Origin of the sequence: Psychrobacillus sp. NPDC093200 (assembly GCF_050280345.1) — a bacterium.
GTDB classification, from domain to species: domain Bacteria; phylum Bacillota; class Bacilli; order Bacillales_A; family Planococcaceae; genus Psychrobacillus; species Psychrobacillus faecigallinarum.
Map to the genome: position 1 here is coordinate 405,490 of NZ_JBNNVC010000001.1, position 23,868 is coordinate 429,357.

Annotated in this window: 17 protein-coding genes and 1 pseudogene; 14 read left to right on the forward strand and 4 right to left on the reverse strand. The window is 36.5% G+C overall.

Going from position 1 to position 23,868, the window contains the following annotated elements; genetic code table 11:
• The 4 genes and pseudogenes from ACQKNZ_RS01970 to ACQKNZ_RS01985 all read left to right on the forward strand — a co-directional run.
• Positions 1 to 263, forward strand: a pseudogene (locus tag ACQKNZ_RS01970) (hypothetical protein); the annotation flags it as partial.
• A gap of 65 nt (positions 264 to 328) precedes the next feature.
• The gene (locus ACQKNZ_RS01975; RefSeq protein ID WP_427657772.1) at positions 329 to 2,158 is read left to right on the forward strand and encodes a hypothetical protein; all 1,830 of its coding nucleotides are present in this window, start codon (positions 329 to 331) and stop codon (positions 2,156 to 2,158) included.
• A gap of 157 nt (positions 2,159 to 2,315) precedes the next feature.
• On the forward strand, positions 2,316 to 2,990 hold the full coding sequence (locus tag ACQKNZ_RS01980) for a DUF2642 domain-containing protein (protein WP_427657774.1): 675 nt from the start codon (positions 2,316 to 2,318) through the stop codon (positions 2,988 to 2,990).
• A gap of 440 nt (positions 2,991 to 3,430) precedes the next feature.
• Positions 3,431 to 4,789 carry an arsenic transporter gene (locus ACQKNZ_RS01985; RefSeq protein ID WP_427657776.1) on the forward strand — a complete coding sequence of 453 codons (1,359 nt, stop codon included), beginning with the start codon at positions 3,431 to 3,433 and terminating at the stop codon, positions 4,787 to 4,789.
• Positions 4,790 to 5,454: 665 nt separating this feature from the next.
• Here the strand turns inward: ACQKNZ_RS01985 and ACQKNZ_RS01990 are convergent.
• On the reverse strand, positions 5,455 to 5,652 hold the full coding sequence (locus ACQKNZ_RS01990) for a C4-dicarboxylate ABC transporter (protein WP_144539968.1): 198 nt from the start codon (positions 5,650 to 5,652) through the stop codon (positions 5,455 to 5,457).
• Positions 5,653 to 5,877: 225 nt separating this feature from the next.
• The gene (locus ACQKNZ_RS01995) at positions 5,878 to 6,675 is read right to left on the reverse strand and encodes a TIGR00266 family protein (protein WP_144539966.1); all 798 of its coding nucleotides are present in this window, start codon (positions 6,673 to 6,675) and stop codon (positions 5,878 to 5,880) included.
• Positions 6,676 to 6,844: 169 nt separating this feature from the next.
• Between ACQKNZ_RS01995 and ACQKNZ_RS02000 the strand changes: the two genes are divergently transcribed.
• Genes ACQKNZ_RS02000 through ACQKNZ_RS02010 form a run of 3 tightly spaced genes read left to right on the forward strand, consistent with a single transcriptional unit; the run spans position 6,845 to position 10,686 of the window.
• On the forward strand, positions 6,845 to 8,320 hold the full coding sequence (locus ACQKNZ_RS02000) for an aldehyde dehydrogenase family protein (protein WP_427657778.1): 1,476 nt from the start codon (positions 6,845 to 6,847) through the stop codon (positions 8,318 to 8,320).
• Positions 8,321 to 8,333: 13 nt separating this feature from the next.
• On the forward strand, positions 8,334 to 9,503 hold the full coding sequence (locus tag ACQKNZ_RS02005; protein ID WP_427657780.1) for a saccharopine dehydrogenase C-terminal domain-containing protein: 1,170 nt from the start codon (positions 8,334 to 8,336) through the stop codon (positions 9,501 to 9,503).
• A complete protein-coding gene (locus ACQKNZ_RS02010) occupies positions 9,493 to 10,686 on the forward strand; it encodes an acyl-CoA dehydrogenase family protein (protein WP_191696959.1) in 1,194 nt (397 codons plus the stop codon). Before ACQKNZ_RS02005 ends, ACQKNZ_RS02010 begins: the two co-directional genes overlap by 11 nt.
• A gap of 64 nt (positions 10,687 to 10,750) precedes the next feature.
• On the opposite strand, the gene ACQKNZ_RS02015 is transcribed toward ACQKNZ_RS02010, so the two are convergent.
• Entirely contained in the window at positions 10,751 to 12,067 is a 1,317-nt protein-coding gene (locus tag ACQKNZ_RS02015) for a short-chain fatty acid transporter (RefSeq protein WP_144539958.1), read from the reverse strand.
• A gap of 178 nt (positions 12,068 to 12,245) precedes the next feature.
• Between ACQKNZ_RS02015 and ACQKNZ_RS02020 the strand changes: the two genes are divergently transcribed.
• From ACQKNZ_RS02020 to ACQKNZ_RS02035, 4 genes are all read left to right on the forward strand, one after another.
• Complete coding sequence (locus ACQKNZ_RS02020; RefSeq protein WP_427657783.1) at positions 12,246 to 14,351, forward strand: beta-propeller domain-containing protein; 2,106 nt, start codon at positions 12,246 to 12,248, stop codon at positions 14,349 to 14,351.
• A gap of 307 nt (positions 14,352 to 14,658) precedes the next feature.
• The gene (locus tag ACQKNZ_RS02025; RefSeq protein WP_144539954.1) at positions 14,659 to 15,405 is read left to right on the forward strand and encodes a threonine/serine exporter family protein; all 747 of its coding nucleotides are present in this window, start codon (positions 14,659 to 14,661) and stop codon (positions 15,403 to 15,405) included.
• A 12-nt stretch (positions 15,406 to 15,417) separates the two neighbouring features.
• Positions 15,418 to 15,867 (forward strand): threonine/serine exporter family protein, encoded by a 450-nt coding sequence (locus ACQKNZ_RS02030; RefSeq protein ID WP_144539952.1) that lies wholly within the window; start codon positions 15,418 to 15,420, stop codon positions 15,865 to 15,867.
• A 388-nt stretch (positions 15,868 to 16,255) separates the two neighbouring features.
• Positions 16,256 to 16,987: an MBL fold metallo-hydrolase gene (locus tag ACQKNZ_RS02035; protein ID WP_427657785.1), complete on the forward strand. Its 732-nt coding sequence runs from the start codon at positions 16,256 to 16,258 to the stop codon at positions 16,985 to 16,987.
• Between the two features lie 98 nt (positions 16,988 to 17,085).
• Here the strand turns inward: ACQKNZ_RS02035 and ACQKNZ_RS02040 are convergent, their stop codons facing one another.
• The gene (locus tag ACQKNZ_RS02040; RefSeq protein ID WP_427657787.1) at positions 17,086 to 19,113 is read right to left on the reverse strand and encodes an EAL domain-containing protein; all 2,028 of its coding nucleotides are present in this window, start codon (positions 19,111 to 19,113) and stop codon (positions 17,086 to 17,088) included.
• Between the two features lie 148 nt (positions 19,114 to 19,261).
• On the opposite strand from ACQKNZ_RS02040, the gene ACQKNZ_RS02045 reads away from it, so the two are divergent.
• The 3 genes from ACQKNZ_RS02045 (at position 19,262) to ACQKNZ_RS02055 (ending at position 23,863) form a co-directional block, all read left to right on the forward strand.
• The gene (locus tag ACQKNZ_RS02045; protein WP_427657789.1) at positions 19,262 to 20,188 is read left to right on the forward strand and encodes a DMT family transporter; all 927 of its coding nucleotides are present in this window, start codon (positions 19,262 to 19,264) and stop codon (positions 20,186 to 20,188) included.
• A gap of 134 nt (positions 20,189 to 20,322) precedes the next feature.
• The gene (locus tag ACQKNZ_RS02050; protein ID WP_427657791.1) at positions 20,323 to 22,059 is read left to right on the forward strand and encodes an ABC transporter ATP-binding protein; all 1,737 of its coding nucleotides are present in this window, start codon (positions 20,323 to 20,325) and stop codon (positions 22,057 to 22,059) included.
• The gene (locus ACQKNZ_RS02055) at positions 22,043 to 23,863 is read left to right on the forward strand and encodes an ABC transporter ATP-binding protein (RefSeq protein WP_427657793.1); all 1,821 of its coding nucleotides are present in this window, start codon (positions 22,043 to 22,045) and stop codon (positions 23,861 to 23,863) included. Before ACQKNZ_RS02050 ends, ACQKNZ_RS02055 begins: the two co-directional genes overlap by 17 nt.
• The last annotated feature ends 5 nt before the right edge of the window (positions 23,864 to 23,868 follow it).

Sequence of the window (23,868 nt, forward strand, 5' to 3'; positions counted from 1 at the left end):
CAAACAAAGAAGACAAAGAAAAACACGAAGGTAAAGCAAACAAAGAAGACAAAGAAAAACACGAAGGTAAAGCAAACAAAGAAGACAAAGAAAAACACGAAGGTAAAGCAAACAAAGAAGACAAAGAAAAACATGAAGAAAAAGCAAACAAGGAAGAGAAAGCAAAACACGAAGATAAGCACCAAAAAGGTGAAAAGCCTAAGCACGAAGTGGAAATAAATGAAGCAAATATCAATCATGAAGTAAAAAATGAAAATGAATAGATGACCATGCGTTCGTCGTTTCTGTAATTCAGAGTCGACGAATGTTTTAAAAGGAGGCGCTACCAATGCAGTCTAAAAAAATTGAAGAAGCTTTAAGCGCCCTAAAACGTAACAAAGTTGGTTTGTTTCTTAAGGGCGATCAATTTATTGAGGGAATCTTGTTGAATGTCAAAAACGATTACCTGATCTGTGAAATAACTAATAACGTCTACTATATCTCCCTACATCATATTCTTGCTTTTTCAAAAAATGCTAAGGATAATTTTATTTCCTCTGAAGCGGTACCCTATCTTAACAGTAACTATTTCACGAATACATTAATAGGAATGAAATACAACTGGGTTAAGATTAATAGTTTCAGTAATCAGGAACTAATAGGAGTCTTAAGCAAAATCTATAAAGATTATATCGTATTAGTAAATGATGAAAATCTAATTTATGTGCCACACTCGAGCATATCAAGTGTCTTTAGCAAGATTACTGAAAAACAGATTAGTTTATTTAATAGTAAGGAACATCTTTATGTTGAGCAATCATATATACCTCTTGTTAATAATAGTAGGGCACAGGAAGTGATTAAGATTGATAAACATAATAATAAGCGGGTTACAGAAAAACAAAATCTGCAAGAGGGAACATCTGTGAGGCCTATTTTAGGGATAGGCAATTTGGAAGAGAACTTAGAAGAAGCTGTGAACAATACGTTGATGAAACAACTAACAAAAATTGAAATTCTAAATAGTACCGACCAAGAGGAAAGTCCGACTGATTTTGTTCTGGAAGAGAACTTAGAAGAAGTTGTGAACAATACGTTGATGGAACAACTAACAAAAATTGAAATTCTAAATAGTACCGACCAAGAGGAAAGTCCGACTGATTTTGTTCTGGAAGAGAACTTAGAAGAAGCTGTGAACAATACGTTGATGGAACAGCTAACAGAAATTGAGATTCTAAATAGTATCCACCAAGAGGAAGGTCCGACTGATTTTGTTTTGGAAGAGAACTTAGAAGAAACTGTGACGCTAACGGAACAACTAACAAAAATTGAAATTTTGGAGAGAGCCGACCAAGAGGAAGATCCAAATGACTTTAATATAGAAGAAAAACAAGAAGAAGCAACTGATATTGCAAATATAGATCATAAAATTGTAAATGAAAATACAGTTAGAGCTAATGAAGAGGAAGATTCATTTGTTTATAAAAAAGTTAGGATGCCAAAGTTTAATGACTCGTTACAGCCTAATAGACAAGGTGTACAGCCTATAAGAGAACGATTTTTACGCGCAGCAAATCCCGATAATATTATAAACGAAAGTAAAACTCTTAATAGCGTAGAGCCTATAATGGAAACTAATTTAGAAGAAAATATAACCTCCAAAAAATCCCTGCCTTTTAGATTTATAAAAGCTGAGTCCCAAACTATACATTCCCCAGAAACTGCTGAAGAAAATGATGTATTAATACCAGAAGTAAAAGAAAACGAAAGAGAACAGGACCTGAACGACTTTAATAACTTATTTTATTTAAGGCGTAAAAGGAAAAAAAAAATAAAATTAAAAATGAAAAAAACTAATTTCTCCAATGAAAATCTTGAGCACGAAATAATAACTGTACCTGAAACCTCAATTATAAAGTTAAACCCAAAAGAAGAAAGAGCAATATTAGAAAAACAGTATTATTCTTTAATGAATCATGCAACCAATATGTATGAGCGTCTTCAAAATATAGAATCTGATGCTTTTGAAAAGTATGGGCAAGAAGAAAGCAACCAAAAAGTAATCTACGGAAAACAAACGGAAGACTTCATGTTGGAAAGACAGTATTATGCTTTAATGGAATTTTCGAAAAAGAGATACCAGCAAATAATCGAAGAAAGACTAGGAAATAGAGCCTGACAGGCAACGACAGGAATAAGTAGCGTTTAATAAACGAGGCTCTCCAAATGACTAATGGTGATGAAATATATGAGTTTATGTAACTTACCCTTAAATTTCTCTAAGCTTAAATGTATGATTTTGCTATTTAGATAATAACTAGAAAGGAGGGTTAACCTTGAATAATATTATTCAAAATCTTATAACAGAAGTTGTCGAAATAGAGGTTTCAGGGAAAAAAATGATGAATGGTACGCTCGTAGATTCAGGAAGTGATCTGGTTGTCCTTTTTAATGGGATAGATTTTGTATACATTTCTTTAGAACATATACAGCGTTTTGAAGTAAATAGTAATGAAGATGATATTATGGCTCCTACACACGCTCCCACTATCTCTACAGTTGAAGACGAAAAAGATCTTTCTTTTAGAGAGATTCTTACTCAAGCTAAAGGAAATTACGTTGAGCTGTATGTAACAGATGGACCGCCTATTCATGGATATATTTTAAGTTTGATGGACGATTATATTGAATTCTATTCCCCTGTTTATAAAATAGTATATGTTTCCCTCCGTCACTTAAAGGTGCTTATACCCTACGCTGAAAACGAAAGTCCCTACGGTAAAAACTTTCATAATAGCCTAGTGCAATCGAGTAGGCAGATATTAGCAAGCACATTTAAACAACAAATTGAAAAGTTCAAAGATAAAATTGTCGTGCTTAATGCTGGGGGGAATAAAAGTCATATAGGAAAATTAAACGAAATAGAGGAAAATTTAGTTGAAATTCATGGAGCAAAATTGCATTCGTATTATTTAAATCTAGATCATATTAAAACTTTACACCAAGTTTAAACATAATTAATGTACTTCTACTTAGAATTAAAATTTCACTTGCGAGCCTGCATAACTTCACAAATAGTTATAAATTGTAAGAATAAAACCGTCCTTTATGGCTGACGAGAAAGTATCGACAGCCTATTTTCTATTCTTGTGTATGGGGTAAAAGATAACAGACACTTTTGTGCTTTCTTTTAAATGCTGTATATGTCTTAATCAGCCCACGAGTTGCAACCTGCTCCTGCATGAACAAATTGACAAAAGTTCGTTTTTGAATAGTAAGTTGTCATTTATAAAAATGCTCAAATGTCTATTTTTTTAATAGGCGTTTTTTGTTAAAAAATATATAATTCCAAGCTATAGACAGACATCTTGCTCTTTCTAGAGTAAAGCGAATATACATATATGGAAACGGACAAACATTTATTTTTATTTCGAGAGGAAATGGTATATGCATGAGCTTTCAGATTGGAATCGCCAGTTTGGTGTTCCTAGCAACTATGATTGTCATATTTTGGAGACCAAAAGAGTTAAATGAGGCATGGCCAGCTTCAGTAGGTGCAGCAATTATTATACTTACAGGAATAGTGTCTCAGGCTGACGTTATAGATATTATTACTAAAATTGGAAGTGCCTCTTTAACCATTATCGCAACAATTGTCATGGCTATAATATTAGAAAGCTTTGGATTTTTTAATTGGGTAGCGGCTAGGCTGACAAGCTTGGCAAGGGGGTCTGGACTTCGGTTATATTGGTATATTCAATTATTATGTTTTTTGATGACATTATTATTTAATAATGATGGAAGTATATTAATTACAACTCCAATATTAATCCTACTCTTAAAAAATCTTCGTTTAAAACCTCGTCAGCAGCTTCCTTATTTGTTAAGTGGAGCTTTAATAGCAACTGCTTCCAGTGCGCCGATTGGAGTAAGTAATATTGTAAACTTAATTGCATTAAAGATAGTTGATATGTCACTTTGGGCACATACGGCAATGATGTTCGTTCCTTCAACATTGGGTTTGTTATTCATGTCTTTCTTAATGTATATTGTCTTAAGAAAAAAACTACCGAAAACTTTACCAAATTCCTCAATGGACATAGAAGAATTCTTTTTCACTAAAAATTTTCATCCGTTCAAAGCAAAGACTTCATTTGAAACAAAACAAAAACGTTCCAAATTTATGTTGAAAATATTAGTATTTGTATTTATTATTCGATGTCTACTTTTTGTTGCATCATATTTAACCATACCTATTGAGATTGTCGCAGTACTTGGATCTGCTGTACTATTGTTGTGGAGATGGTATCATTTAAGGACTAGTCCAGTTGATATACTTAAGAAGACTCCTTGGCATATACTTGTTTTTGCATTTTCAATGTATGTCATAATATACGGGTTGAATAATGTAGGATTGACATCACTATTAGTTCAATTATGTGAACCAATTGTAAATCAGGGATTGTTTCAAGCAAGTATTATCATGGGAGGATTAGTATCCGTTCTTTCTAATATATTCAATAATCATCCGGCGCTAATGATTGGAACCATTACTTTAACAGAAATGGAATTAGATCCAATTACTTTAAAGACTATTTATCTTTCGAATATTATTGGTAGCGATATGGGGGCATTATTATTACCTATCGGTACACTTGCCTCACTAATTTGGATGCATATTCTAAAAAGTAATAAGATAAAGGTCTCTTGGAAAGATTATTTAAGCGTAACATTGATAGTCGTTCCAATAACTACAATTGTAACTTTGATATTGTTATTTTTTTGGGTGCAAATAGTTTTTTCTTCTTGAGGTTGAGAAGAGTGTACGCTAAATAATAATGGGTAAGATGAGAATATACTTCTCTAACTTTACTTGAAGGGGTATGTGTCAAAGTGAAAGAATATAGCTTTTTATTCACTTTTAGTTTTCAAAATTATTATATCAATCATGCATTAAGTAAATTTATACTAAGGTAGCGGGAAAATACACAGCTAGTTTCCTGCTATACTATACATAAAAATGGAAGAGAACAATCCGAGTAAGCTGGGTTGATTACATAAATGAATAGAATCCATATCTAAAAATGTCTTGTAATCCCATCCAGGAGAATATGGAAATTAGGATAGCTAAAGATGTCATTAATATGGATTCCTTTATATGTTTGATAAGTCGGATGTTTTTTTAAAATTCAACTTATATTGTCAACATTTCTGCATTCATTTCTATAAGAATAGATAAATAGGATTTCGCTTAATGTCCAATTGATAGGGGAAGTTATTGTATGTATATGTTACTTTTGGGGTAAATGATACTGCATAACTACTATTAAATATGAACTCTAATGGAAGCAGAATATCAATTTTACTTAAAATAAAAGGCATATATGGGATTCCACACATGCCTATAAACTATTTTCTCCTAAACTGGTATTAACCAGTAACCTCTATTTAGTACTTCGGTCATTGATTCTCAAATCATATAAATTGAAGTAATAATATAATAACTCCTAATATAATTGACAGCCAGCCCAAGATTATTTGCTTATAATGATATAGTGCTACGAAACCTAATACAACGGCAGCAATTCCAAGCCAAATCGGATAGAAAAAGTAGCCGACTACCGCTAAGATAATACCTAAAAGACCAAGCCAAAATCCAAAATTATATTCCATTTATAATTCCCCCCTTCATTTCTATAAGAAATATGGTGCTTCTATTCTTATTAATTAGTATATGAAGGGAGGAGTTCAAAATTATAAGCAATATGCTGGGTTAAAATAATTATATGTTTAAAAAAGACGTTCAGAATTCAAAAAGACAAGCATGCTGTAAAAACAACATTCTTGCCTTTGGGTACATATTCAAGCTTTCTTGTAATTTATGGACATCTATTTTCGTTATTTACCGCCTAAAAGATCAAACAAGCCTCCAGTAATACTACCTTCTCCCTTAGAACCACCACCAGGAGTTTGTGGAGCAGCAGCAAATACTCGGCTAGCTAGACGGCTAAACGGAAGGGATTGAATCCAAACTGTTCCAGGGCCACGTAAAGTTGCGAAGAATAATCCTTCTCCTCCAAATAGAGCAGTTTTAACGCCTTTTACCATTTCTATGTTGTAATCGACTTCTGAAGTCATAGCAACTAGACATCCAGTGTCTACTCGTAATACCTCACCCGGTTGTAAAACTTTCTGGTGAATTGTACCACCTGCATGGACAAATGCTAGACCATCTCCTTCAAGCTTTTGCATGATGAATCCCTCTCCACCAAAGAAACCGGTACCTAATTTACGTTGAAACTCTACTCCTACAGATACTCCCTTAGCAGCAGCCAAAAAAGCATCCTTTTGACAAATGATTTTTCCACGATGCTCGCTTAAATCCATTGGAATAATCTTCCCTGGATATGGAGAGGCGAAGGAAACATGTTTTTTCCCATTACCTACATTTGTAAAGGTAGTCATGAATAAACTTTCGCCGGTTAACATACGTTTACCTGCACCCATTAATTTCCCCATCAGGCCACTTCCACTGTTGCCAGAGCCGTCGCCAAAGATGGTTTCCATAGAGATTCCGTCCTCCATCATCATTAAGCTTCCTGCTTCTGCAACGACTGTTTCCTGTGGATCTAGTTCAATTTCAACAAACTGCATATCGTCACCATACAATTTGTAATCTATTTCATGATTATTCATTATATATTTCCCTCCTCATAGTAATTAAATATGTATACGAACAATAAAATAAAAGGTTTCAGCTTTTCAATTTTTCAAATTTTTTAGTTTTTTTAAAGGGTTTTAATAGAAGTTAGAGAATGTAATATTTATGAAACCGTTTTCAATTTATAAGGAAAGAGGTAGGAAAATGAAATTATCAAACTTTATTAATGGGGAATGGCAAGAGGGAGAAGCAACATATACAGCTGTATTGAACCCTGCAAATGGTGAGCAGCTAGCGGAGGTAAGGATGTCTACAAAAGAAGATGTGGACAGAGCAGTCAAGGCAGCCGTCAATGCGCAAAAAAAGTGGGCACTAGTTCCGGCTCCAAAGCGAGCAGACTATCTATATGAAATTGGCAGACTAATGAAAGAAAGAAAGGAACATCTTGCCCAAGTGTTGACAAAAGAAATGGGGAAAATCATTGAGGAAGGTCGGGGAGAAGTTCAGGAAGGCATAGACATGGCCTTTTATATGGCGGGTGAGGGAAGAAGGTTATTCGGTGAAACAACACCTTCTGAGCTAGCAGATAAATTTGCAATGAGTGTTCGAGCACCGATTGGAGTAGTGGGGCTAATAACTCCATGGAATTTTCCGGTTGCGATTGCTACGTGGAAGTCATTTCCGGCAATAGTGGCAGGAAATGCATTTATTTGGAAACCAGCTACTGAAACCCCAATGATGGCCTATGAAATGGCTAAGATATTCCAAGAAGTTGGTTTGCCGCCTGGAGTGGCAAACGTCGTTTTTGGGTCTGGATCAGAAGTAGGGACAGCAATGATTGAACATGAGGATGTCAAGGTTATTTCCTTTACTGGATCTACAGACACTGGAAGTAAGGTGGCAGAACTCGGAGGGAAACACTTGAAAAAAGTGTCCTTAGAAATGGGCGGCAAAAACGCAGTAATTGTTATGGAGGACGCAGATTTAAATCTTGCAGTAGAAGGCATTTTGTGGAGCGCGTTCGGGACAGCAGGACAACGTTGTACAGCATGCAGTAGGGTGATTGTACACAAAGATGTGAAGAAGGAATTGGAGACAATGCTTCTTGAAAGAATGGAGAAGTTGACCATAGGAGACGGCATGGATGAATCCGTTAAAGTAGGCCCAGTTATTAACAAAAATGCCCTAGAGAAAATACACTCTTATGTCCAGATAGGAAAAGAGGAGGGTGCTAATTTAGTAGTAGGTGGAGAAATTTTAGACAATGGTGATTTAGCAAAAGGGAACTATTATGCACCAACTCTATTCTCTAATGTTAAGCCCGATATGAGAATTGCTCAGGAAGAAATTTTTGGTCCGGTTGTTTCTTTAATCGAGGTTGATTCCTTAGAGGAAGCGATCGAAGTAAACAATGGTGTGAAATTTGGTTTATCTAGTTCTATTTTTTCTCGAGATGTTAATAAAATATTTAGAGCGCAGCGTGACCTTGATACGGGTATTGTCTATGTCAATGCAGGAACAACAGGGGCAGAAATTCATCTGCCGTTTGGAGGGACAAAAGGAACTGGAAATGGACACCGAGATTCCGGAGTAGCAGCGTTAGATGTTTATACAGAGTGGAAAAGTATCTATATAGATTACAGCGGAAAGTTACAGAGAGCGCAAATAGACACAGAATAAGGAGGATAATGATATGAAGGTTGCTGTATTAGGTGCAGGTTTAATGGGTAAAGAGGCTGCAAGGGATTTAATTTTGAGTCCAAATGTAGATAAAATTTATTTATGTGATTTAGATGTGGGACAGGCAAATATGTTTAAAGAGAAGATGCAAAATTCTAAGATAGAAGTATTAAGGCTAGATGCAAACGACGATGTCAATTTGATGGAGGTTATGAAAAAGGCAGATGTCGTGATTAACGCATTATTTTATTCGTTCAATGAAAAAGTGGCACGAATCGCAGTAGAGGTTGGCGTTCACTCCATCGACCTCGGTGGTCATATTGGTGGAGCGACAGATGTGGTGCTTTCGTTGGATGAAAAGGCTCGTGAAAAAGGAATAACTTTAATACCGGATCTTGGAGTTGCTCCTGGAATGATTAATATACTTACTGGCTACGGTGCAAGTAAATTAGATGAGGTGACGGATATTTACCTATACGTGGGTGGAATTCCAGTTGAGCCTGAAGGGATATTTAAATACAATATTGTTTTCTCCCTAGAAGGAGTATTCGATCATTACACAGACCCATCGCATGTAATTAGAAATGGCCAACTAGAGGAAATTGCCTCTTTAACAGAAGTTGAGCCAATTCAGTTTGAAGGTTATGAGGAGCTAGAAGCATTCCATACAGCAGGGGGTACATCCACTCTGACTAAATCATTTCCAAATGTCCAAACACTGGAGTATAAGACAATCCGATACAAGGGACACGCTGAAAAGTTTAAGTTATTAGTAGATTTAGGTCTTACTGATAAGAACAAGACGGTAAACGCTGGTGGCAATATTATCAACGTTCGAGAAGTGCTAAAAGAAGTACTTACACCTTCTCTTCTCCTTGGAGACAAAGAGGATGCAGTACTACTAAGAGTTGTTGTAAAAGGGGAAAAAGACGGTGATGAGACAATCTATACGTATGAGATGGCAACCAAAAAGGACCCTCTATCCGGTGAAACTGCTATGGCTCGCGCAACAGCAAACACTATTTCGGTCGTAGCACAAATGATTGGGAATGGTGTTATTAAAAAACCAGGAGTCTCTACACCAGAGCTGATTGTACCAGGGGAGTTATATATTAGAGAAATGGCGGCAAGAGGAGTAGAAATAAAAGAATATGTGGCAAGAGGTGAGAAGATTGAACTTTGAATTCTCAGATGAGCAGGAGCTTCTTCGTAAGACCGTTCGACAATTTGTAGATAACGAAATCATCCCTCATATCGCAAAGTGGGAGGAGCAGGGTGCGTTTGATCCTAAAATATGGAGCCGTCTTTCTGAATTGGGATTGATGGGAGTTTGTATCCCTGAGAAATACGGCGGAAGTGGTATGGACTATAATTCTCTTGCTATTGTGTGTGAAGAATTAGAAAGAGGAGACACTGCTTTTAGAACAGCTGTATCCGTTCATACGGGCTTAAACTCGATGACCTTACTGCAATGGGGAACAGAGGAACAAAAGCAGAAGTATTTGGAGCCACAAGCTAAGGGAGAAAAAATAGGTGCTTTCGGTCTTACAGAGCCTGGAGCTGGCTCCGATGTAGCTGCAATGTCTACCGTAGCTGTTCGAGATGGTGATAATTATATTTTAAATGGGCAAAAAACTTGGATCTCCTTATGTGATGCGGCAGACCATTTTATCGTGTTTGCTTATACCGATAAATCTAAAAAGCATCATGGGATTAGTGCGTTCATCGTGGAACGTACAATGGAGGGTTTTTCTTCCAAGGCCATCAAAGGAAAATATGGCATTAAGTCAGGGAATACCGGGGAAATCTTCTTCGAAAACATGAAAGTGCCTAAAGAGAATCTTCTAGGAGAAGAAGGAGAAGGTTTTAAAATTGCAATGGCTTCTTTAGACAATGGTAGATTTACAGTTGCCGCTGGGGCTGCAGGTCTATCGCTCGCGTGTCTAGAAGCCTGTGTTAAATATGCTAAGGAACGAGAAACCTTTGGGAAAGAGATTGGCAAGCATCAGCTTGTGCAACAAATGATTGCCAAAATGGAAGCCGGTCTTCAAATGAGCCGTCTGCTTGTTTATCGGGTTGGAGAACTTAAGAACAAAGGGGTACGCAATACTAGAGAGACCTCCTTGGCAAAATGGCAGGCATGTGACTTTGCTAATAAGGCTGCTGACGATGCAGTTCAAATTCATGGAGCTTATGGATATTCCGATGAGTATCCGGTCGCTCGATACCTAAGAAACTCGAAGGCGCCTGTCATTTATGAAGGAACAAGAGAAATCCATACAATCATGCAGGCAGAATATGTGCTTGGCTATCGTGAAGATAAAAAGTTAAACAGAATGCTACCGAAATGGCCGTTTGAAGAATAAGAAAAGAGGATCCCGTTAAAAGGGATCCTCTTTAGCATATAAGGGGAATGTATAAATAATATTTTTAGAAAAAGAACAGACCTATGCTAATAATGACACCGCTTAATAATAATACAAATACACAATAACCCATGATATCTTTTGCCTTTAACCCGGCAATTGCCAAAGCTGGTAGAGCCCAGAATGGCTGAATCATGTTCGTCCAGGCATCACCCCAGGCAATAGCCATGGCAGTTTTTGCGTAGTCTAGGTCAAGTGCTGATGCAGCCTCCAACATAATTGGTGCTTGAACAGTCCATTGTCCTCCACCAGAAGGAATGAAGAAGTTAACTATTCCAGCAGCATAAAAAGTGAAGAGGTAAAATGTATGCTCGTTAGAAATGCTTATAAATGCTTCCGAAACAACTCCAGCTAGACCAGAAGCAACCATCATGCCCATGATGCCAGCGTAAAAAGGAAATTGAATAACGATATCTCCAACTGTACTTGCAGCATTTTTAACGGCTAATAAAAAGTTTTTTGGTGTGCCGTGACAGATGATGCCAAGCACAACGAAAATAAGATTAACAATATTTAAGTTTAAGTCAAAGCCTTTAGTAATAAAATGGTTTATCAAATAGACTAGTCCCAGTAGACCGATTAATCCGGTCAACAAATAGCTTCGTTCTAGTCTTGCGGCAGGAGTAGGTTTTTCAGTAGATTTTTCTATTACTACCTCTTCCTCTAGCAAAGAAGGGTCAATAGACAATGTATCTTCCTTGCTTGGCATCATCCATCTGTTTAAAAGAGGTACAGAAATAAATAATGCAATTACAATGATTAAATTATACCGTGTAAATAATGTCTCTGTAGTTGGTATTACGCCCATGATATCGGCAAATGGATGACCCTCGGTTGCAATAGAAAGTGGTATAGAACCAGCTAGACCACCATGCCAAATGATAAATCCTGAATATGCACTTGCAATTAATAGGCGATAGTCTACATTTTTAACCTGCTTGGCAATTTCCTTGGCAAAAAGTGCCCCAATTACTAAACCAAACCCCCAGTTAATCCAACAGCCAATTAAAGAAACTACTGAAACTAACAAAATTGCTGAGCCTGGTGACTTAGCAATTCTAGCTAAAGAGCTCAATATTTTCTTGAAAAGCGGACTACTTGCCAGTACATGACCAGCTAACAAAACAACAACCATTTGCATAGTGAAAGATAGTAATCCCCAAAAACCATCTCCCCAATATGTTGCCATTTCCAGTGGCGTAGAATCGGTTAAGATTATCCCTAACAAAAATACTAATAGAGTTAGCATTGCAACAAATATGTATGGATCAGGTAGATATCTGACCATTAAAGTGTTTGAAAATCGAGTAAGTGCCTTCAAAATTTTTCCCCCTTTGTTTTTTTACATCCCCCTCTTAATCTATGTTATATGAAAGTAAGAAAATTCTCTATAATTCTAATAACAATATTCGACAAAAAAACAATAAATTTGTATTGTAACTATTTATAAAAAATTCAGTCTAATAGTTAAAATAAATGTAAAAGAAAGGAAGCGCGAAATGAAAAAGTGGCTAATATCCTTCATAGCAATAGGGCTTTGTTTAACGGTTAGTACTGTCTGGATTTACTTTTCCAATCAAAAGGTATCAGCGCAAAGTTATGTATTATCCAACCAAATTTTTAAGGCGGACTTTTCGAAGGCTGTCAGTAAAGACGCCTTGGAAAAAGAGGCGGTGTACTTAACGGATAAGTCGGGAAATAAGGTTAAGGCAGCTTATAAGCTGACGAATAAAGGGAAGTCCATTGAAATAACTGGACTCCAAAAAGGTAAATACACTCTTTATGTGGATGAAAAGTATAGGCTAGGAAAAAGTGAATATACATTTGAGGTCCATGAAGCATTTCCTACAGTAAAGTCTCGAGAAGAGTTAGAGGCATATTTTAAGTTAGTGATGGGATCAAGAGAAAACGTAAAACAAGAAACAGCCGAAGACATGGCGATGGAAGCAGAAACGAAATCTACTGGAAGCGGGGGTTACTCCACGACGAACAATCAAGTTGAAGGAGTAGAAGAAGCAGATATCGTCCAGACGAATGGTTCTCATGTATTTGCTATAAGTGAAAATAACGTTGTTGTTAATAGTATTGATGATGGAAAGAATATGAAAATGGAAAATAAGATACGATTTACAGATTCATTCTATCCTAGTCAACTTTTATTGAAGGGGAAAACACTTCTAGTGATTGGGCAAAAGAATGTGTATCATACTTTGGACGCTAGAGATTCTCAATCACGAATAGATCCTGCTTGGGAAAGTATGACTAGTGTTTTTCTATACGATATCTCCAACCCTAAATCTCCAAAGCTAATGAGAGAAATAGCTTCGGAGGGTTATATGAATGGGGTACGTTTAAATGGAGATATTCTTTACCTTGTTTCAACAGTAATGCCAAGATATTGGATGATGAAGGAAAACAAAGACACGGAGTTAAGGCCATTCACGTATGACTCAAAGAATAGTCAAGAAGCTGTACCTTTAGATTATCAACAAATCTCAATCTTACCTGATTCTTTAGATGGGAATTATACCGTTATTACAGCATTAGATATTTCGAATCCTTTAGTGAATGAGGCTCAGACGAAGAGTTTTCTAGGAGGAAGTCAGCAATTATATATGTCCACAGAAAATCTTTATTTAACCTCAGTCATTTATAAGAATAGAGAGGCCGGAACAAGTAAAAAAATGATATGGAACCCTGGTGAAATGGATACCGAGGTATATAAATTTTCTCTACAGGACACCTCCGTTGAATTTGTTGATTCAGCTAAGCTCACAGGAACAATCCTTAACCAATTTTCCATGGATGAGCATAACGGTTATTTTAGAACAGTCACCACAACAGGTAATCCTTGGGACCAAAGTAATACTTCAGAAAATAATTTATTTATATTAGATAAATCCATGGGAATTGCAGGGTCTATTACAGGCTTAGCAAAAGAGGAAAGAATTTATTCGGCAAGATTTATGGGAGACAAAGCGTATATGGTAACATTCAGAGAAACAGATCCGTTGTTTGTGATTGATGTCGCTGATCCTAATAAGCCCAAAGTGCTAGGTGAATTAAAAATTCCTGGTTTCAGTAATTACCTACATCCATTAGGGGAAAACCATCTAATCGGCTTTGGCTACGAAACAACTTCTTTTGTACCAAATGGTAGCAAGGAGCCTATAATACAGACGGAAGGAATGAAGGTATCCCTTTTTGATGTTAGCGACTTTGCAAATCCAAAGGAAGTGGACACGGAGATAATTGGTGGCCAAGGGACATATTCACCTATTCAATATGATCATCATGCATTGTTCCAACATGTTGAGAAAAATCTCTATGGTTTCCCCGTGGCTATTTATGACAAACTAGAGGGGCAGGAATATAGTAGCTATAAGCAAGATGGTGCAATGATTTACGAAATAACACCGGAAGCAGGAATCATTTTAAAGGCAGAGCTGCTTACCAAAGAAAACCCAGCACAGTTATATGAAGATTGGGAATCCATGATTCAAAGAATTATTTATGCAAATGATTTCTTATATACGATTGCTTTGAAGGAAATGAAAAGCTATAACCTGAACACCTTTAAAGAAATTGGTTTACTTTCCTATTAAGCAGCAATTATAGTTAAAAGGCTGTGATACATCATCCACCATAGAAATTCAAAAGTCCCAAAAATGTAATAAATTTTTGGGGCTTTATTTTTTTCTATTACATTGAACGTCATAAACCAAGTATGTAAGGAACTACTTCCTCACTTCTTTCTATTATCTTGTAGGAACAAATATAGGCGCTCAGCTTTATAGATAAAAGCTCTTTTTCGAAATCTTCTCATTCACCTTTTTTTTGTTAGTAAATGTTATATTAGATTAAACGTTTCTAAAAAGGGAAATTGTAATGTTAGTAGAAGGAGGGTGAGGAGTGTTGAAAACCGATTATGAACTAGCGGTAGAGTGCTGTTTACTTGCTGGAAAATTGATGATGGAAAGTGGGGCAGAGACGTATCGAGCAGAGGATACAATGGATCGAATGGCATTGTCCCAACAATTGACTCAGTCCCAAAGCTTTGTGACCCCAACCGGAATTCTCTTCAGTGGCAAAAATAATCTTCCAACACGATTAGTAAGAGTAAATAATAGAACAACGGACTTAGAAAAAATTGCTCTTGTGAATGCAGTATCCCGCAAGCTAGCCTCCAATGAAATGAGTTTGGAAGAAGCATATATTGAATTAAAAAGAATTGACGAAGACCATAAGATGTATGCTTTTTGGATTCGGATTGCAGCAGCTGCAGTTGCTTCAGGTGCCTTTCTGTGGTTATTTGGCGCTCCTTTAATAGATGTACCTCATGCTATGTTTGCTGGTGGAATTGGCTATGCAGTAGCTAACTTGCTGGAAGAAAAAACGAGAGTGAAATTCTTCGCCGAATTTTTTGCAGCACTTATTATCAGTATGATTGCTATGCTTTCTATTCGTTATGGGTATGGTGTAGAAATAGACAAAATTATTATTGGCTCGGTAATGCCTCTTGTTCCAGGTTTGCTAATTACTAATGCTGTTCGTGACTTAATGGCAGGGCACTTTATGTCTGGTCTTTCAAAGGGAGCGGAAGCTTTTCTAACTGCCTTTGCAATTGGAGCGGGCGTAGCATTTATATTATCTTTATAAGGAGGAATGGATATGTCTTTTGCAGCACAGGGTATCATAAGCTTTATAGCTGCTGCGGCATTTGGAGTTATCTTTAATGCTCCAAGGAAGTCCCTCGTCTACTGTGGCTTAGTAGGAATGGTTGGTTGGCTAGTATTTTCTCTTGTGAGGTATCTCAATGATGATCCGATTATTGCTTCTTTCGCTGGAGCGTTCTCTATCGCATTCGTAGCTCACATAATGGCTAAGAAGTTTAAAATGCCTATGATTATATTTAGTGTAGCTGGTATTATTCCGCTTGTTCCAGGAGGGTCTGCTTATAATGCTATGAGAAATGTAGTGGAGGAAGATTACGGAGTAGCAGTAGAATATGCTGCACTTGCACTAATGATTTCCGGAGCGGTAGCAATGGGGTTAGTGTTCGCAGAAATTATAACGCAGATATGGTTAAAAAGCCTAAAAAGCATGAAAGTGAAAATCTAGTAAGCCGTGAGTATGGTATTCCTTACTCACGGTTTTTTCGATAGCAATATTAAATAATCTTTAAAAATTATATTTCGATAACTAGTGACCTTTTATTTGAGTTATAAAAAAGCCATTTTTCCAATGTTTATTCTCTAAAGAACATTTAACTTGTAACTGATTGGAGCGGCAGGCGACTCCAGTGGGATGATTGAGACAGATAAGCAATAACAAACGACGCGTTAGCGACGGTGTGTTTTTCGTTCACCCCACGGAAAGCGGAAATTTGAATTTTTATTTGCTATTCGTGGCAGTTATAGGCGCATGCGCATTTCTATCGGATTAGAAGGTGTTTTAGGAATGTAAATTGAATAGAGAAGGTAAGGTTATTAAGTGAAGGAGGAAGTTTATGAAGTGTAGAGTTATAGGAATGTGGGGTGGTTTTCCTAAAGAGAACGGACCTTGTTCGGGTTATTTAATTCAACAGGATGAATTTAATGTACTAATAGACTGTGGAAGTGGGGTATTAACTAATGTTCAAAAATATGTGGATTTAAATAATATAAATCACGTGCTTTTATCCCATTACCATTATGATCATTTTAGTGATATTGGTGCTTATTTGTTTTCGAGATTAGTTAATACAAAAATTGGTAAAACAGATGAGGCATTACATGTATATGGACCAGATGATGAGGAAATGAAACATAGAGTAGAGGAAATAGAGTACTGTGAGTTCTCCTCTATCGATAAAAATAGCGAGTTGCATATTGGTCCCTTTAGGTTTACTTTTATGAGAAATAGCCACCCAATTGAAACGTACAGTATTAAAATTGAAAGTGGACATAAAAAGATTGTATATACTTCGGACACTAGCTACACTAGCAAACTAATAGAGTTTGCAGCTGATGCTGACCTCTTAATCACAGAAAGTAGCTTATACGATGGCATGGACGGGAGTGCTTCAGGACATATGACATCGAGCGAAACGGGTAGGTTGGCTTATCAGTCAAAAGCTAAAAAGGTGATTTTAACCCATCTTCCACATTATGGAGAGTTAGAGGAGCTATTAGCTAGCGCTTTGAATGAAGGAAACCATGCGATTGAATTAGCACACCCAGGAATGCTTATTGAGCTATAGTGAAAAAAGGTACTTATGGTTAGGGAACTAAAAATATTCTAGGAAAAGAAAGAGGCCGTGATCAAGTCACGACCTCTTCTGTAAATTTAATAGCAGTATTAAACCTCGTTTAACATAATTAGCCTTTCAACTTCCTCTGCAGTAATAGGCTCGCTAATAAAATAGCCTTGCACCGCATCACAGCCCATTTCACTAAGCAGGTTAAACTGATCCTTGGTTTCAACACCTTCAGCGACAACTATAACATCTAGAGATTGTCCGAAGTGTATTAATCCTTGAATAAGCTGTTGTAACTTTTTTTGTTGCATAATTGAGCTCACGAAGGATTTATCAATTTTTAGTTTACCAATTGGCAGTAACTGCAAGTATCTTAAAGAGGCGTAACCAGTTCCAAAATCATCTAATGCAAAAGTAATTCCTTCTTGATTGAGTGTTTGCATCTGTTGGATAATTTTTTTCTCTGCCTCTGCTTCCAATGCAAACTTCTCAGTAAACTCTATTTGAATCAAGTCGGATGGACAATTATATTTTTTCAATACAGAGCGAACGGTTTTCACCATATTTTTATCTCTGAATTCTCTTATAGAGGAGTTGTAGCTAACTTTTATCCCTAACCCCTTTTGTTGCCATATTGCGGCCTGTTGGCATGCTTTTTCGAGCATAAAAGTGCCAATGTCATTAATAAGGCCCGTTTCTTCAGCGATTGGAATTAGCTCATCTGGATGAATAACTCCTAGAACCTCGTCCTTCCAACGAACTAAAGCTTCTACAGAAGTGACTTTTCCGGTAGCAACATTACGTTGAGGTAGGTACATAACATGAAAATCATTATGATTCAGTGCTTCTATTAATCTCTTTTCAATTTGGAGAGTTCTTGTAAGCTTATGATGGTCTGATTGAGAAAGAGAAGATATAATGCCCCCGCCTTCTAGTTTTACCTTTTGAAGAGTTGTATTAGTAGCCTTCAAGAGATGTAAATAGGTTTGTTGATCTTCAGGAAATTTAGTGATAGCTCCACTTACTGTAATTGGGATTGCCTTGTTTTCTAAATAAATAGGATTTTGTTTTAAGAAATGTATAAATCCTTCAATATACCAATCGCTTAGAGGAGTGATAATAGCAAAATCGTCTCTTCCCGCTCTGGCAATAATAGAATCTTCAAAGTAAATTTTAAGCCTTTTCGTTAGTTCAACCATTAACAATGACTCTGTTTCTACATCCAAAATCTCTTTTAGCGTATAGAAATGGTTGATACTAATAAAAACAAAGGAAAAGTTTTTCCGTTCCTCAATATGCTCGTTTACAACTTCTTCTAAACGATGTCTGCTCATTAGCCCTGTTTCAGCATCTACGTAAGCAATTTCCTCAAGTCGTGATTGTAATAATTTTTTTTCCGTAACTTCTTCTTCCAAAAGTAGATAGTACAGCGTATTATTTTCAATATCAGTTATAGGAATTGCTAGTAATTCAACCCAATAGTTAGTTCCGTCTTTTGTCATTTTTTCTACGGTGCCTTGGTAGGTATTTCCTCTTTGAATGCAATTCATTACTTCATCTGCCACTGCTATATGCTCTGGTGTATTAGGGAAAAGCTGCCAAAAGGATTTTCCTATGATTCTTTTTGGGGTCCAATTACTTTTCTTCAGGAACAGGTCATTGGCGTGCATGATCAGTCCTTCTTTATCCAAATATAGGACCATAAAACTTTGAGAAAGTGCTTTTTTCAGTAAGTCTAATTCAAATGATGCTGTTTGATCTGTATCGTTTATTCGATCGGAATCTAATTGGAATAAAGCATACGTAGCATTGTTAATAGAAAGGGATTTTGCTATAAGCGTTGTTTTTAATAACTGTTGGTCTTTTGTGTACAGGGTTACTGGATTAATACGAATTGGTTCTTCCTTCGTCATAATCTTTTCCCACTTAGCTGATAGATGACCGAGAGTATAATCGTTAAAAAAAGGTAATCTTACACCCTTTACTTCTTCGGAAGTATAACCAAAGTGCTTTTCAGCTTCATCGCTCCACCAAACGATTAGACCATCCTGGTCTGTTAAAAAGGTCGGATATGGTATATGATTCAACACAGCTTCACTTAAATCTAGTTCTTTTGCTTGCAGATACATCGTCAGGCCCCCATAAAAATTATCTATAAGTAATTATACAGAATTTAGAGAATATAGTCATTAGCCTAGAACAATATATTCATAAAAAAAAATAATATAGGTTATATTACCTGTGAAAATATTAAAACTTTAATGGTGGGTGATTACAATGGAACGAGGAAAAGGAATTTTTCTAATTATTTTAGGTTCTATTCTCTGGGGTGCAACAGGACCAATGATGGAATGGGTTCTACATAATAGTGAACTAACCGTGTCGTTCTTCCTAACAGTCCGATTGATTGTGGCTGGAATGAGTATATTAATCTTTTTAATGCTACAAAGAAAAAAAGTGTTTGCAATATGGAAAGAGCCTGTCTGGTTAAAGCAATTATTTATTTTTGCGATACTAGGGATGCTAGGAATTCAATACACTTTTATTGCAGCAATTGAGGCTAGTAATGCATCTATAGCCACCCTTCTACAATTCCTTGGTCCTATTTATATTATTATGTACGTTTCCTGGAAGGGGAAGGTCTTTCCTCCTAAGTATCAGGTGATAGGAATAATAGGAACGCTGGTTGGATTGTTTTTATTGCTAACTAACGCACAAATAGGTGGACTATTAATCAGCAACAAGGCACTGTTTTGGGGGTTATTGCTTGGTATTACCTTTTCAATATATACCGTCTATCCAGCTAGGCTGATGAAAGAATGGGGTGTTCTCGTTGTTGTTGGCTGGGGAATGCTAATTGGTGGGTTTGTCCTATCAACTGTCTCTCAAATTTGGAACACTAGTCAATGGAATGAATTGTTGGAATATCCGATTATTATATTCGTGGTACTGATTATTTTTATGGGGACTATTGCATTTGTTATGTTCCTCTCAAGCATGAAATACATAACAGCGGTGGAGACAAGTATTTTATCTAGTATAGAGCCTTTAACAGCGATGATTATATCAGTATTTTGGTTTAATCAAATCCTAGGCGGTTGGCAATACACAGGTGTAGTAGTAATGCTTTTATTTGTGACATGGCTTTCGGTAGCGGGTGATGTCAATTTGGATTTATTAAAAAAACTTAAAAAAAGAAGATGATAGAATGCTTTTATATCTCTTTATCGTCAAATAAACAGATTATTATTTTTTTTCTATTTATTAGTTATGGGATATGGCATAATAGATTTTACAGTAAATTAATTCGAGTGACGAAGAATTTAGGAGTGTTTTAGATGAAGACCATTTTTTCTTATTTAAAGCCATATAAGTGGCTTGTCGTTGCTGCGCTATTTTTTATGCTAGTTGAGCTTTCGGTAGAGCTCATTCAGCCGCTACTAATTGCAGTTATTATAGATGATGGTATCGTCGCGGGGGACCAATCATCTATCATATTTTGGGGAAGTATTATGTTGGTTCTCTCTATCGTGGCATTTTTTGCTGGTATTATTAATACTTTCATAGCTTCTCATGCAGTGCAGAGCTATGGCTACGATATACGTCAGGCCTTGTTCCGACAAGTACAGTCCTTTACGATGACAACTTTTCTAAAATTTCCAACGTCTAGTTTAATCACTAGACTCACAAGTGATGTTACGATTACTCAAAACCTTATATTTATGGGTCTCCGAATTATGCTTAGAGCTCCATTACTAGTAGTAGGAAGTATTATAATGTCCTTTTTCGTCCATCCAAAGCTAGCGCTATATTTAGTTATTGGTGCACCATTTCTATTGGTCTTTCTCTATTTAATGAGTCGAAAAGGATTAACATTGTTTTCCAAAGTACAAAAAAGCCTGGACAGTGTTACACGTAAGATTCAAGAAAACCTGCAGGCAGTTCGTTTGATAAAGGCCTATTTAAGAGGTGATTTCGAATCTAGTAGATTTGGAAAAGTCGCAGACATTCTAAAAGCAGACAATGTAAAAGCATTTCGAATTATGGAGTTAATACTTCCAGTTCTTTTGTTTGTTATGAATGTAAGCTTAATGGCAGTACTATGGTTTGGAGCAAAGGAAATTCAAACTGGTGGCGCGCAAATTGGTGAGCTGGTTGCAATCGTCAATTATGCAATGCGAATGACGGGTGCTTTTTCTATGTTTTCTTTCATTATAATATTCTTTTCACGTGCAAAAGCTTCATCTGAACGAATGGAAGAAGTGCTGTTAGTTGAAGATGGCATTGAAAATATTGATAGCCAAATAGTAGAAAAGCCTTCTAGTATTGGTAAATTAGAATTTCAAAATGTTTCCTTTACATACCCAGAAACGTTGAACCCTGTGTTACAAGATGTTTCCTTTATAGTAAAGCCTGGTTCTAAGCTTGCCATCATGGGTGCAACAGGTTCAGGTAAATCTACCTTGCTCAATTTAATCCCACGATTTTTTGATGCGACAGAAGGCAGGATATTGGTTAACGAAAAAGAAGTGCAGCAATGGTCTTTAAAAGAGCTTAGACAAGTGATTGGACTAGTACCTCAGCAATCGATTCTCTTTACAGGTAGTATTGAAGAAAATCTAGGCTGGGGAGACTCGATGGCTACAGAGGAGTTATTGAAAGAAGCGGCGAAGCAGGCGCAAATACATAATTCCATTGAGCAGTTTCCTGAACAATACGATACTAGGGTAGGCCAAAAAGGAGTTAATTTGTCTGGAGGACAAAAGCAAAGGCTTTCTATTGCTAGAGCATTAGTGCGTAAGCCAGAGATTTTACTATTTGATGATAGTACAAGTGCGTTAGATGTAGCTACGGAGAATGCCTTATGGGAAGCCTTAGAAGGAGAAAATGCTACAATGCTGGTAATAACACAAAAAATTAGAACTGCTAAGGGTGCAGATCAAATACTTCTTCTAGAGGAAGGGAAAGTATCGGCATATGGCACGCACGATGAGCTAATGAAAAATTCTCCTCTGTATAGAGAGATTGCAGAATCGCAACAGGAGGTGGACGAACAAGATGAACTTCATTCGTAAACCTTTTGGCTATGAGCCGGTTATAACAAAGGAAGATTTGAAAAAGAAGAACAAAAAGAAAATTGATAAGGCGTCGGATTGGAAGGGTGTGCTTAGTCGCATTTGGAAGCTAGTGGATGAACAGCGCTTTTTACTCATTGTTGTATTGATGTTAGTAGTAGTTAGTTCAGCACTATCCTTATTAGGACCATATTTAATAGGGGTAATTATTGATGAATATATTTCGGTAAATGTGTTTGAAGGTCTAGCAAGCTTAATTGGCATTTTAATAATTGTTTATGTATTTCTTTCTATCTCAATGTATTTACAAAGCTATTGGATGATTGGAATTTCCCAGCAAACAATCTATAGACTTCGTACAGTTTTGTTTAATAAGCTTCAAAAACTCCCGGTGTCTTTTTTCGATAAGCGTCAGCATGGGGAGCTTATGAGTAGAATGACTAACGATATTGAAAACGTTAGTCAGACGTTAAACTCCTCCTTTATACAAGTCTTCTCTAGCGTTTTAACTTTAGTTGGAACTACGGTCGTTATGCTAATGTTAAGTCCTCTACTAACGCTAGTGACATTAGTCATTGTTCCAGTAATGTTCTTTGCGATGAAATGGATTACCAAAAGAACATCGAAACTTTTCAAAGAACAGCAACAGGCAGTGGGGGAATTGAATGGGATGATTGAGGAAACCATTTCCGGACAGCGAATTGTCAAAGCATTCTCTCAGGAGCAGCGTATGCTAGAGGAATTTGCGGTTAAAAGTGAACGTCTAAAACGAACTGGATTTTGGGCGCTTACATATTCTGGATTTATACCTAAGGTTATGAACCTCTTGAACAATACAAGCTTTACATTGGTTGCAGCTGCGGGAGGAGTACTAGCTTACCATGGTTATGTGTCTATTGGAGAAATTGTTATTTTTACAGAATATGCGCGTCAATTTACTAGACCTCTAAACGATTTAGCTAACCAGTTTAATACTGTGCTCTCAGCTATTGCAGGAGCTGAACGTGTTTTTGCAATTATTGATGAACCAGAAGAAAAGGATACAGCAGTAGATAATAAGGATTATAAGCTCAAAGGTAATGTGGTTTTTGAAAACGTAACCTTTAAATACAATAAAGATGATGAAAAACCAACTATTGATAATGTGTCCTTCAAGGTAGAGGCAGGTCAGACTGCTGCTTTAGTAGGAGCTACGGGTGCTGGTAAAACAACTATTATGCAATTATTAGCTCGTTTTTATGAAGCGAATGATGGTAAGGTTTTAATTGATAATATTGCTATTGACGAAATGCCTAGACATACTTTGAGAAGCCAAACTGCTTTTGTTTTACAGGATCCATTCCTTTTTGAAATGAGTGTAAAAGAAAATATACAATACGGAAAGCTAAATGCGACAGATGAAGAAATTGTTCAGGCAGCTAAGGAAGCGAATGCTCATGAATTTATCACGAAGCTATCTAATGGATATGATACTATTTTATCGGCAGATGGCGGTGAGATAAGTCAGGGGCAAAAGCAGCTACTTTCTATTGCAAGAGCCTTAGTTGCAGATCCAGCAATCTTGTTGTTAGATGAAGCTACCTCGAGCATTGATACTGTAACAGAACTTAAAATACAAGAAGCACTGGAAAGATTGATGGAAGGTAGAACGAGTTTTGTAATAGCCCATCGTTTAAATACGGTAAGAAAAGCGGATTTAATATTTGTCATGGAAAATGGAAAGCTTATAGAATCAGGATCACAAGAGGAACTTATTAATACGCAAGGTCGTTTTTATAGTATGCTGATGAATTCAAAGATTTAGAAGGG

Bases quoted from the DNA above. Each gene is read 5' to 3' on its own strand.
- ACQKNZ_RS01975 (WP_427657772.1), top strand. From the start codon at position 329: ATGCAGTCTAAAAAAATTGAAGAAGCTTTAAGCGCCCTAAAACGTAAC.
- ACQKNZ_RS01985 (WP_427657776.1), top strand. From the start codon at position 3,431: ATGAGCTTTCAGATTGGAATCGCCAGTTTGGTGTTCCTAGCAACTATG.
- ACQKNZ_RS01990 (WP_144539968.1), bottom strand. From the start codon at position 5,652: ATGGAATATAATTTTGGATTTTGGCTTGGTCTTTTAGGTATTATCTTA.
- ACQKNZ_RS01995 (WP_144539966.1), bottom strand. From the start codon at position 6,675: ATGAATAATCATGAAATAGATTACAAATTGTATGGTGACGATATGCAG.
- ACQKNZ_RS02000 (WP_427657778.1), top strand. From the start codon at position 6,845: ATGAAATTATCAAACTTTATTAATGGGGAATGGCAAGAGGGAGAAGCA.
- ACQKNZ_RS02005 (WP_427657780.1), top strand. From the start codon at position 8,334: ATGAAGGTTGCTGTATTAGGTGCAGGTTTAATGGGTAAAGAGGCTGCA.
- ACQKNZ_RS02020 (WP_427657783.1), top strand. From the start codon at position 12,246: ATGAAAAAGTGGCTAATATCCTTCATAGCAATAGGGCTTTGTTTAACG.
- ACQKNZ_RS02030 (WP_144539952.1), top strand. From the start codon at position 15,418: ATGTCTTTTGCAGCACAGGGTATCATAAGCTTTATAGCTGCTGCGGCA.
- ACQKNZ_RS02035 (WP_427657785.1), top strand. From the start codon at position 16,256: ATGAAGTGTAGAGTTATAGGAATGTGGGGTGGTTTTCCTAAAGAGAAC.
- ACQKNZ_RS02040 (WP_427657787.1), bottom strand. From the start codon at position 19,113: ATGTATCTGCAAGCAAAAGAACTAGATTTAAGTGAAGCTGTGTTGAAT.
- ACQKNZ_RS02045 (WP_427657789.1), top strand. From the start codon at position 19,262: ATGGAACGAGGAAAAGGAATTTTTCTAATTATTTTAGGTTCTATTCTC.
- ACQKNZ_RS02050 (WP_427657791.1), top strand. From the start codon at position 20,323: ATGAAGACCATTTTTTCTTATTTAAAGCCATATAAGTGGCTTGTCGTT.
- ACQKNZ_RS02055 (WP_427657793.1), top strand. From the start codon at position 22,043: ATGAACTTCATTCGTAAACCTTTTGGCTATGAGCCGGTTATAACAAAG.